The 11478-nt window shown below is 74.2% G+C and carries 8 protein-coding genes; 2 read left to right on the forward strand and 6 right to left on the reverse strand.

The annotated features are described in order from the left end of the window. Positions 1-109: 109 nt before the first annotated feature. From ACH4K1_RS23715 to ACH4K1_RS23735, 5 genes are all read right to left on the reverse strand, one after another. Entirely contained in the window at positions 110-961 is an 852-nt protein-coding gene (locus tag ACH4K1_RS23715; protein ID WP_398091309.1) for a hypothetical protein, read from the reverse strand. A gap of 167 nt (positions 962-1128) precedes the next feature. After that, a complete protein-coding gene (locus ACH4K1_RS23720; protein ID WP_398091310.1) occupies positions 1129-2004 on the reverse strand; it encodes an N-acetylmuramoyl-L-alanine amidase in 876 nt (291 codons plus the stop codon). Positions 2005-2130: 126 nt separating this feature from the next. Further along, positions 2131-2718 carry a class I SAM-dependent methyltransferase gene (locus ACH4K1_RS23725; RefSeq protein WP_398091345.1) on the reverse strand — a complete coding sequence of 196 codons (588 nt, stop codon included), beginning with the start codon at positions 2716-2718 and terminating at the stop codon, positions 2131-2133. A 133-nt stretch (positions 2719-2851) separates the two neighbouring features. After that, on the reverse strand, positions 2852-4402 hold the full coding sequence (locus ACH4K1_RS23730) for an MFS transporter (RefSeq protein WP_398091311.1): 1551 nt from the start codon (positions 4400-4402) through the stop codon (positions 2852-2854). A gap of 163 nt (positions 4403-4565) precedes the next feature. Beyond that, a complete protein-coding gene (locus ACH4K1_RS23735) occupies positions 4566-6317 on the reverse strand; it encodes a BCCT family transporter (RefSeq protein WP_398091313.1) in 1752 nt (583 codons plus the stop codon). A gap of 154 nt (positions 6318-6471) precedes the next feature. Here ACH4K1_RS23735 and ACH4K1_RS23740 point away from each other — a divergent pair, with 154 nt between their 5' ends. After that, entirely contained in the window at positions 6472-7914 is a 1443-nt protein-coding gene (locus ACH4K1_RS23740) for an MFS transporter (protein ID WP_398091315.1), read from the forward strand. 641 nt (positions 7915-8555) lie between these two features. Here the strand turns inward: ACH4K1_RS23740 and ACH4K1_RS23745 are convergent. Beyond that, positions 8556-10010 carry a hypothetical protein gene (locus tag ACH4K1_RS23745; protein WP_398091316.1) on the reverse strand — a complete coding sequence of 485 codons (1455 nt, stop codon included), beginning with the start codon at positions 10008-10010 and terminating at the stop codon, positions 8556-8558. A gap of 212 nt (positions 10011-10222) precedes the next feature. Between ACH4K1_RS23745 and ACH4K1_RS23750 the strand changes: the two genes are divergently transcribed. Continuing rightward, positions 10223-11266, forward strand: a complete 1044-nt coding sequence (locus tag ACH4K1_RS23750; protein ID WP_398091317.1) for an ABC transporter substrate-binding protein — start codon at positions 10223-10225, stop codon at positions 11264-11266. Positions 11267-11478 lie beyond the last annotated feature (212 nt).

Below are 11478 nucleotides of genomic sequence, written 5' to 3' on the forward strand. Positions count from 1 at the left end.
CTCCTCCCGCCGCAGCTGACGCCCCGTCGGGTCGGGGCGTGCGGGGCGGACCGTACGGCAACGGCCCCCCGCCCGGAAGGGCGAGGGGCCGCGAGGTGCGCGTCGGAGATCAGCCGCGCTGGATGCCCGTGGTGTCCTGCAGGACGCCGCGGCGGCCGTCCTGCGTCTGGGCGATCAGGCTCTGGCCGCGCTGCTCCACCGCGAGGTACCAGGTGCCCGGTGCCAGTTCGGCGATCGGGTTGGGCGAACCGTCCTCGCCGTACAGCGGGCGCGCCACCGGAACGGCGAACCAGAACGGGGCGAAGTCGCCCGCCGGAGCCGCGCCGCCCTGCGAGGGCTGCGGCGCCTGGGCCTGCTGCGCCTGCGCCGGGTCGCCCTGGGCGGGCTGGCCCTGCTGGGGGCCGCCGGGGTAGCCGTAACCCTGGCTCGGCTGCGCGCCGTACGGCTGCTGCTGGGCGCCCGGGTAGCCGTAGCCCTGGCCGGGCTGCGCACCGTAGGGGGCCTGACCGCCCTGGACGCCCTGCGCCGGGCCGGCCGGGCTGAGCAGCGGGGCCTTGAGGAACGGCACCAGCGGTCCGGCGACCGCGCCCGCGGCGAGCACGATGGCGGCGAGCAGGCCGAGGATCAGGCCGGCGCCCGCGTTGCTGATGTCGAGGATCGTCCAGAAGGCGGTCCACAGGGTGAAGACCGAGAGCGCGGCGCCGAGCTGGCCGAGGTCGAGCCAGGCCACCTTGCGGCCCGGCATCGCACGGCTGACGACCACCAGCGCCGCGGCGATGACGCCGGCGAGGAAGACGCTCATCAGCAGACCGAGCGAATCCCAGGCGTTGGGATTGTCGATCTTGGAGCAGTCGATGCCCTGCGGGCAGTAGCTGGAGTAGTCGAGGAAAGAGGCGATGAACAGCACGACCGCTGCTCCGATCACCACGCCGTCACCTCGAGTGAGGGATCGGATATTCACGTGAAGGTCCTTAGTCGGTCGTCTCGTCGGGGCGGTCGTCGCTGCCGCCGGTGCGGCTCGAAGCTCGGGAGCGGCTCCCCATCGTACGGATGAATCTATCGTCTGACCGGGCGGGTCGCCCCCGAACCCGGATCCTGACCGGCCATCCCCCCAATATCCCCGCAGAACTACCCCTTCAGATAGCTGCTGATGCCGTCGGCCATCCCTTGGGCCGCCTTCTGCCGCCAACTCTCACTGCTGAGCAGCGCGGCGTCCTTCGGGTCACGCATATTGCCGCATTCGACGAACACCTTGGGCACGGTCGACAGATTCAGTCCGCCGAGATCATCACGGGTGTCCAGACCGGTCTTTCCACCGATGTAATTGGACGGTGCGCTTCCGGTCGTGCGGGCGAAGTGCCCGGCGATCCTCGCGCCGAGATCGGCCGAACTCCCCACGATCGGCGAGGTGTCGGCCCCGCCGCCCTTCACCCGGGCGGGCAGGATCACATGGAAGCCCCGGTTGCCCACGGCCGATCCGTCGGCGTGCACCGAGACCACCGCGTCGGCCTTCGCCTCGTTCCCGAACCGGGCCCGCTCGTCGATGCACGGCCCGAACGGGCGGTCCGCGTCGTGCGTCAGCCGCACCCGGGCCCCCGCGGACTCCAGCAGCGCGCGCAGCCGGCGGGAGACGTCGAGGGTGAACCGGGCCTCGGCGTAACCGTCGTCCGTGGACGTGCCGGTCGTATCGCACTCCTTGCGGCCGGTGCCGATGTCGACCTGCTCGTTGATCTCCCGGGTGTGGTCGCGGTTGCCGGGATTGTGCCCCGGGTCGATCACCACGGTCCGGCCGGTGAGCGGCCCCTCGGGCAGCGGCCGCGCCGAAACGGGGGCCGAGGCGGAGGAGGCGGCGTCCGCACCGGGGCGGGGCGGGGCGGCGCCGGCCCCTTCGGACTCCGGGCCGCCACCGCATCCGGCGGCGGTCAGGCATACGGCGGCCAGCGCGGCGGCCACGGTCAGGCGCCGGGCGCGGCGGGTGGGGGGAGGGCTGTCGTCGTACGGCACGCGGCGATGCTACCCATCCGGGCCGGCCGGACCGCTCGGACACCGGCCCCCGGTGCGGCGCGCCGGACCGTGCCGGGCGGCTCGGCGTCCCGCCGCCGTGCGCCGTACCGGGCCCGGCCGGGCCGCTCAGATTCCGGCGCCCGTGCGGCGCAGCACGCGCAGCGAGTCGGTGGCCGACACCTCGGTGAACGCCCCGGACTCCAGTGCCCGCCGGTAGATCCGGTACGGGGCCTGCCCGCCGTCCGCCGGGTCGGGGAAGACGTCGTGGATCACCAGCAGCCCGTCGTCGACCAGGTGCGGAGCCCAGCCCTCGTAGTCCGCGTTCGCGTGCTCGTCGGTGTGCCCGCCGTCGACGAAGACGAGCCCGAGCGGCCCGCCCCACGCGGCGGCGACCTGCGGGGAGCGGCCGACGATCGCCACGATGTGGTCCTCCAGACCGGCCCGGTGCAGGGTGCGGCGGAACGTCGGCAGGGTGTCCATCAGCCCGACCTCGGGGTCCACCACGCTCGGGTCGTGGTACTCCCAGCCCGGCTGCTGCTCCTCGCTGCCCCGGTGGTGGTCCACGGTGAGCGCGCTGACCCCGGCCGTCCGTGCCGCGTCCGCGAGGAGGACGGCGGACCGCCCGCAGTACGTGCCCACCTCCAGCAGCGGCAGCCCCAGCGCACCGGCCTCGGTCGCCGCCGCGTGGAGGGCGAGCCCCTCGTGGACCGGCATGAAGCCCTTGGCGGCCTCGAACGCGGCGAGGACCTCCGGCGCGGGCCCGGCGGAACCGGTGGGCCCGGCGGCGGAAGCGGAAGCGGCGGCGGACTCGGCGGTCACGGGGTTCCTCCAGGTGGCGCGGGGCGGCTCAGGGGCCGGTCGACGGCGACCCATCGTGCCGTACGGTCCGGCCGGCGCTCTCGGCGGGGGCCCGGAGCACGGGCGGGGGAGACGGCCGGGCGTCCGCGCCGCTCGCCAGGAGCACCGGGTGCGCGGGGGGTCGCCGCGCGGGCAGGAACGCCGCGAGGACCAGGCCGATCAGCACCGCGCCGGTGGCGATGAGGAACGAGATCCGGAACCCCTCCATGGAGGGCACCTGAACCGATCCCACGGCCACGGAGGTGTCGGCCAGCACCATGCCGATGACGGCGCTCGACACCGAGGTGCCGATGGACCGCATCAGGGTGTTGAGGCCGTTGGCCGCACCGGTCTCCGAGGGGTCGACGGCCCCGATGATCAGGGCGGGCAGCGAGGAGTAGGCGAGGCCTATGCCCGCGCCGAGCACCACCGCGATCAGCACGGTCTGCCAGGGGGCGGAGAGCAGGCCGAGCCCGGCCCCGTAACCGACCGCGATGACCAGCATGCCGAGCATCAGCGTGGCCTTGGGGCCGTGACGGGTGGAGATCCTGGCGTACAGCGGGGCGACGAACATCATCGTCAGCCCCAGCGGGGCCACGCAGAGCCCGGCGACCACCATGGACTGCCCGAGGCCGTAGCCGGTGGACGCGGGCAGCTGGAGGAGCTGCGGCAGGACCAGGGAGACCGCGTAGAAGGCGACTCCCACCATGATCGAGGCGAGGTTGGTGAGCAGCACCTCGCGCCGGGCGGTGGTGCGCAGGTCGACGAGCGGCGCGGGGGTGCGCAGTTCGAACAGGCCCCACAGCACCAGGGTGACCACGGACGAGGCCAGCAGCCCGAGCGTCGTCGCCGAGGACCATCCCCAGTCGCCGCCCTTGGTGACCGGCAGCAGGAGGAGGACCAGGCCGAGGGAGAGTCCGAGGGCGCCGACGACGTCGAAGGAGCCGGGCGCGCGCAGCGCCGGTTCGGGAACGAAGGCGTACGTGAGCGCCATCGCGAGCAGCCCGAGCCCGGCCGATCCCAGGAACAGGGCGTGCCAGTCCGCATGTTGGGCGACCAGGGCGGCGGCGGGCAGGGCGAGGCCGCCGCCCACCCCGATCGAGGAGCTCATCAGGCCCATCGCCGAACCGAGCCTCTCGCGCGGCAGTTCGTCGCGCATGATGCCGATGCCCAGCGGGATCGCGCCCATGGCGAAGCCCTGGAACGCACGGCCGGTGATCATGACGACCAGGTCGTCGGTGGAGGCGCAGACCAGCGAGCCGGCCACCATGACGGCCAGCGAGGCGAGCAGCATGCGCCGCTTGCCGTACAGGTCGCCGAGCCGCCCCATGATCGGCGTCGAGACGGCCCCGGCGAGCAGGGTGGCCGTCATCACCCAGGTGGCGTCGGCCGGGGACGTGTCCAGCAGGACCGGCAGATCCTTGATGACCGGGACGAGCAGGGTCTGCATGACCGCGACGGTGATGCCCGCGAAGGCGAGCACGGGGACGAGGGGGGCGGCGCGCGTTTTCGACGGGCCGGGAAGCTCCTCCGCACGCCGTGTCCGTTGCGTCCTTCGCATGCGTGGGGCCTCCCGGGCAGCCGTCCGGCACCCGGGCTCCCCCCACGTGCGTGCAGGGTGAACGCTTCTGTGGGGCGTTCTGTTCCACGGGAACTCCACCGCATCCTGACCCCCCGTCAGCGGGCGTGAGCCCCCTGGGCGTGGAAAGCGGCGGTTCTCGGCGTCACTTCTTCGCGTCGCCGCCGTCGCCGTCGCCGTCCTCCTCGGCGCCGGTCGTACGGGCCGCGGCCGCGCGGCGCAGATGGCGGTGGCGGGAGGCCGGCCGGCTGCCCAGCTCCTCGCCGACCATGACGCGCACCGCGTCGCGCATCCCGCGCAGGCCCTCGCTGCGCTTGGGCCCGCCGCCCGGGTCGCTGCGCAGCTCGCGCAGCAGGGACCAGCAGAGGAAGATCATCACCACGACGAAGGGCAGCGCCACCAGGATCGTCGCGCTCTGGAGCGACTGGAGCCCGCCGGCCACCAGCAGGGCCGCCGCGACCGCCGCCATGAGCAGGCCCCACGTGACGACGAGCCAGCGCCGGGGGTGCAGGGCGCCCCGGCTGGTCAGCGAGCCCATGACCAGGGAGGCGGAGTCCGCGCTGGTGACGAAGTACATCATGATCAGGACCATCGCGACCCAGGCGGTCACCGTGCCGGCCGGCAGCGCCTCCAGCATCGCGAACAGCGTCGCCTCCGTCCCCTCCTTCGCCTTCTCCGCCATGTCGACGACGCCCGTCTCCGCGAACCGGATGCCGGTGCCGCCGAGCACCATGAACCACAGGGCGGTCGCCCCGCTCGGGACGAGCAGCACGGCGAGGAGGAACTCGCGGATCGTACGGCCCTTGGAGATGCGTGCGATGAAGGTGCCGACGAAGGGGGCCCAGGAGAGCCACCAGGCCCAGTAGAAGATCGTCCAGGCGCCCAGCCAGTCGTGGCCGCCGAAGGCCCCGGTGCGCGAGGCCATCGGGAGGAGCTGGTGCAGGTAACCCCCGACCGAGGACGGCAGCGCGTCCAGGAGGTAGACGGTCGGACCGACGAAGAAGACGAAGACCATGAGGACGGCCGCGATGACGAGGTTGATGGAGCTGAGCCACTTCACGCCGCCGTGCAGGCCGGTGAAGGCCGAGATCACGAACGCGACGCTGAGCACGGCGATGACCACCAGTTCGACGCCGGTGCTCTGGCCGACGCCGGCCGTCAGATCGAGCCCGATGGCGATCTGCAGGGCGCCGAGCCCCAGGCTCGTCGCGGTGCCGAAGACCGTGGCGAAGACGGCGAGCAGGTCCAGGACCTTTCCGAAGGCGCCGTTCGCCCGGCGCTCGCCGATGAGGGGCACGAACACGGCGCTCAGCCGGTTGCCCCGGCCCTGGCGGAAGCTCGCGTACCCCAGGGCCAGGCCCACGATCCCGTAGATCGCCCACGGGGTCAGCGTCCAGTGGAAGAAGGAGTACTGCATGGCGGCGCTCGCGGCGCCGGCCGTCTGCGGCTCGGCCCCGCTGGAGGGCGGCGGAGCCAGGTAGTGCGAGACGGGCTCCCCGACGCCGTAGAAGATCAGCCCGATGCCCATGCCGGCGCTGAACATCATCGCGATCCACGAGAAGTCGGAGAACTCCGGCGGCGAGTCGTCCCTGCTGAGCCGGATATGGCCGAAGCGGCTGAAGGCGATCACCAGGCACAGCACGAGGAACACGTCGGCGGCGATGACGAAGAGCCACGCGAAATTGTCGAGCACCCAGGGGAGGGCCGCGTTCGAGGCGCTTTCGAAGGAGTGCTGCCCGAGGGCCGCCCACAGGACGATCCCGATGACGCCCAGCACTCCGAGCGCCACCACCACCCGGTCCGGCGAGGAGTCCGTCCCGGGCGCCGCGCCGGAACCGGAGTCCGGGGGGCCGGAGGGGGGCTGGCCTGGGGGCACGTGGGCGCTCTCCGTACTCATAGCGCACCACTATGTGGCGTAGGCGAAGTCATGGGGCGTCTGCCACGCCGACGGGCGGCGTCCGGGGCCGGCAGCCCGGCGCCCGACGGCCGGCGATCGAGTCGCGGGCCGCTCGTGCGCTACCCGATGTACGGGTCGCGCACCGCCTGAGAGCATGACGCCCATGCCCGATGTCTCCACACCCGTCTCCGCCCCGCCCGCCGCCTCCCGAATACGCCCCGGCGCCTGGGCCGTGGTGCTCGCCGCCTGCACCGGCCAGTTCCTCGTCGTCCTCGACGTCTCCGTCGTCAATGTGGCGTTGCCCTCCATGCGCGCCGACCTGGGGCTGGGCGCGGCGGGCCTTCAGTGGGTCGTCAACGCCTACTCGATCGCGTTCGCCGGGTTCATGCTCCTGGGCGGCCGGGCCGCCGACATCTACGGGCGCAAGCTGATGTTCCTCGTCGGGCTCGGCGTCTTCACCGCAGCCTCCCTCGCGGGCGGCCTCGCCCAGGAGGGCTGGCACCTCCTCGCGGCCCGCGCGGCCCAGGGGCTCGGGGCCGCCGTCCTCGCCCCCGCCACCCTCACCATCCTCACCGCCGCCGTGCCCGAGGGGCCGGCGCGGACCAGGGCGATCGGCACCTGGATGGCGGTCGGGGCGGGCGGCGGAGCGGCGGGCGGCCTCATCGGCGGGGTCCTCACCGACGCCCTCTCCTGGCGCTGGGTCCTCCTGATCAACGTGCCCGTCGGCGCACTCGTCCTGCTCGCCGCCGCCCTGTGGATCACCGAGGGGCGCGCGGGCGACCGCCGCCGCATCGACCTCCTGGGCGCGGTCCTGGTCACCGCGGGCCTCGCCGCCGTCGCGTACGGCATCGTCCAGACCGAGGCCGAGGGGTGGGGGGCCGCCGCCACCCTGGCCCCGCTGCTCGCCGGGCTCGGCCTGCTCGCCCTCTTCGTCCTGGTCGAGGCCCGGACCGCCGTCCCGCTGGTCCCGCTGCGCGTCTTCTCCGTACGGGCCGTCTCCTCGGCCAACACGTCGATGCTGCTCATGGGTTCGGCGACCTTCTCCATGTGGTACTTCATGACCGTGTACGCCCAGAGCGTCCTGGGGTACACGCCGCTGGAGGCCGGTCTCGCGCTGATGCCGACCTCGGCCGCCGTCGTCATCGGCTCCAAGCTGGCCCCCCGCCTCATGGTGCGCACCGGGGCGAAGTGCCTCGCCGTCGCCGGGGTCCTGACCACCGCCGCGGGGTTCGGCTGGCAGTCCACGATGGACGTGGAGGGCTCCTACCTCACCGCGATCTGCCTGCCAGGCGTCCTGATGATGGCCGGGGCCGGCCTCGCCTCCACCCCGCTCGCCGCGCTCGCCACCTCCGGCGCGGACCCGGCCGACGCCGGACTCGTCTCGGGCCTGGTCAACACCTCCCGCACCATGGGCGGCGCCCTGGGGCTCGCGGTGCTCTCCACCGTCGCCGCCGCGCGCACCGCGGGCTCCGGAGACGCGGCCGAGATCACCGCCGGGTACGCCACGGCCTTCCGCACCGCGAGCGGCGTGCTGCTCGCCGGGGTGGTCGTGATGCTGCTCTGGCTGCCGAACCACCGGGCGTCGCGCACCCCGTGAAGGGCGGCCGCCCGGACCCGGACGGCCGAAGGACGCCTTCGCCGCACGGGCGGGTCGCCCGCCCCGTACGACGCGGCACGGCCGCCGAACGAAGCCGTCGCCGTCGCCGCGGTCCTCGGCCTGCACCGGCCGTAGCGGGGCCGCCGCCCGGCGCCCCTTCGTCCCGGCATCTCGGCGCCCCGCCGTCCCGGCGCCCCGGTGGCGCCGCTCGTCGCGGTCCGCGTCTCCGCCGGGGAAGGGGGGCGTACGCGGGAGGGCCCGGACCGGCTGTCCGCCGGTCCGGGCCCTCCCGTCGAGCTGTCCGGGGCCGTGGGTACGTCTGCCCGGCTCCGCCGCGCGGCTCAGGCCGCCCGGGCCTCGTCCTCGGCGGGCCGGCGGTGGCGGCCGTGCGGGCGCACCGGCGAGGTCTCCAGCGACACACCCCCTCGGTGCTTTCCGGAACCACCGCTCACGGCCCCCTGGCCGGCCCCCCTCGGGTGCTGCTGGGTCATCTCGCTTCGGGCTTCGGACATCTGGGAAGTCACCCCGTCGTGATCGCTTGCTTGTGTCGCACGTGCGTCGGTCGCGAGCCACGCCACCGCCGTCCGGCGCGGTCACCGCCGGTGCCCGCCCGGTACGGTCGCGCAGCCCACGCGCCGAATTCAATCAGGTCGAGCGGCCCCGCGCAGAGGCGCCTGCCCCAACGGAACGGGCTTACACACCCCAGGAGCGGCGACGGCGGCGGACAGTTCCGTTCCGCCTTCCCCGCCTCCCGCGCGACCGGTCACGGAGGAGGGTTCCACGTCCTCGGGAGCCTCCAGCATCGCCACGCCGCAGGAGGTCGCCGCGTTCGCGTACGGGAGACGCAGCACCCCTTCCCGGCTCCAGTGCCCGGCCCCCGGCGCCCAGCCCAGCGGGGCCGCGAACTGGTGCAGCCGCCGGCCCGCCGGACGCCACACGCCCACCCAACTGCCCGGGGCCCCGTCGATCCGCAGCGCCACCGCACAGCTCTCCGGCATCAGCATCTGGCCGGGCTGCACCGCGAACGGCGTCACCACCGCTTCCGGGAGGCGCAGGCACTCGGGGAACCTGACCGGCAGGCGGCTCCCCAGCACCCCCCAGCCGAGCCGGTCGTGGCCGGGGGCGTCGGAACGGATCAGCAGCAACCCGCTGTCGGCGTCCGCGAGCAGCAGCCGGTCGTCGCTCTCCGGCGCGATCTGGAGCAGCGGCGTCACCTCGCCCCGCCGCCCCAGGTCGACGGCGACCGCCTTCACGGGGCCGCCCCCCGGGGCCCGCCGGTCCAGCGCCAGCATCCGGCCCTCCCGGTCCAGCCACGTCCCGCCCGAGCAGCGGCCGGGAACCCGCGCGACCTCCTCGGGGCCGTACGCGCCGCCCGCCACCCGCCAGAGCGACGACTCCCCGTCCCCGGCCGCCAGCGCGTACACGCACCGGCCGTCCGGCGAGGGCGGCAGCAGGGTCATCTCCGTGCGCTCCACCGCACCCAGCAGGAGTTCGCCGGTACCGGGGCCGGTGGGGTAGAGCAGCGAGAACATCTGCCGGTCCGCTACGCGCCGCCGGATCAGCACCCGCCCGTCGGCGAGCGGGGCCACCTCGGAGTCCGGCTCCTCGGGCTGGTCGAGGGGGAGGGGCACCGCGTACGGCTCGGGCCCGTCCAGCGTCCACCGCTCCGGATACCAGGACCGTCCGCCCCGCGGGCCGGGGGCGGCGGTGAGCCGTGCGGCGTAGGTCCCGTCCGCGGTGAGGGTGAGGCCGCCGGGGAGAGGCGCGGCGCCGGCGTCCTCGCTCCGGAGGGCGCGGGGCCCCTCGGGGACGGCCGCCGGACCGGCCTCCCCGGTGGATTCCGTTTCCGGCTCCGGAACGAACGCCGGACCGGAAGCCGGCGCTGAGCTCCCCGCCCCGGGCCCCGGCGCGAGGCTCGGAGCGGGCCTCGGCGGGTACTCCGGGCCAGGCCCCTTCGCGGCTTCGGTTTCCTGGAGCCCGGGTTCCGTCCGGGGCTCCGGACCGGGTTCCGACCCGCGTTCCGTTTCACGTTCCGGTCCGGGTTCCGCCGTCGCGGCGGCCCCGGCGGATCCGCCCTCGATGGCACAGGCAGTCATCGACTGGTCACCTCCGGCTACGAAAGGTAGTTTTCGCACGTCCAGCCGGACAACGTGGGACCCCGGACTTCACGCATAAGGGTGGCTCTGCCCGGATTCACCCGTGGTGAAGGGGGTGGGTGTGCTGGAGGGAATGGCCATGGCTATGGTGAGGCTTCCCTAACCCTCCCGCGTGTTCGTCTGCACGTACGCACAACCCTCTGGAGCAAGTGATGTCCCTCCGACCCCGCGGCACCGCCGCAGTCGCCCTGGCCGTGGCGGCGGCCCTCTCCCTGTCGGCCTGCGGGGGCGGTGGCGGCGGGGAGGCGGAGGCGGCGAAGTCCGACGCGGGCGCCGGGAAGAAGGCCGCCGTCGCCACGGGCGGCAAGGACTTCGCGGACGCCGCGAAGAAGACGGCCGGGTACGGCACGGACGCGAAGGCCGGGGAGTTCCCCCGTACGGTCACCCACGCCATGGGGAAGACCGAGATCAAGGCCGCGCCCAAGCGGGTCGTCGTCCTGGACGTCGGCGAGCTGGACAACGTCGTCTCGCTCGGTCTGAAGCCGGTCGGCTACGCGCCGAGCGAGGGCGACGCGGCCCTCCCCTCCTACCTGAAGAAGGAGGCGGGCGCGCCGAAGAGCGTCGGCACCATCAACAGCCTCAACCTGGAGGCCATCGCGGGCCTCCAGCCGGACCTGATCCTCGGCAGCCAGCTCCGGGCCGCGGACAAGTACGACGAGCTGTCCAAGATCGCGCCCACCGTCTTCTCCATCCGCCCCGGCTTCACCTGGAAGGAGAACTACCTCCTCAACGCCCAGGCCCTGGACCGTACGGAGAAGGCGGAGACGGCGCTCGCCGCGTACGAGGAGAAGGCGGAGAAGCTCGCCGAGGACATCGGCCCCGACAAGCCGACCGTCTCGATGGTCCGCTACATGCCCGACCGGCTCCGGCTCTACGCCAAGGCGTCGTTCATCGGCACGATCCTCGAGGACGTGGGTCTGCCGCGGCCGAAGAACCAGCAGATCGACGACCTCGCCGCCGAGATCAGCCCGGAGCGGATCGACGAGGCGGACGCCGACTGGATCTTCACCGGCGTCTACGGCGACCCGAAGGCCACCCAGCGCGACACCGCCCGCTCCAATCCGCTGTGGAAGAACCTGAAGGCCGTGAAGGAGGGCCGGGCCAAGGACGTCTCCGACGAGACCTGGTACCTGGGCCTCGGCGTCACCGCCGCCGGCCTGGTCCTCGACGACCTCCGCGCCGACCTGGTGAAGTGACGTCCGGGTGAAGTGACGCCCTGCCGGTGCGGGCCGGCGGGGCGAGGCCCCCGGCGGGGGCGCCGCCGCGGGGCCCGAGGCGGGGACGCGGGTCCGGCCGCCGGTCCCGGCGCGGGGCCCGGCCCCCGGGGGGGGGGGCGCCCCCGCCGCCGCCCGCCCCGCCCGCGCCGGGGCGCCGCCGCCCGGGGGGCGCGGCCCGCCCCCCCGCCCCG

The organism is Streptomyces sp. NPDC017448 (genome assembly GCF_044330565.1).
Taxonomy (GTDB): Bacteria; Actinomycetota; Actinomycetes; order Streptomycetales; family Streptomycetaceae; genus Streptomyces.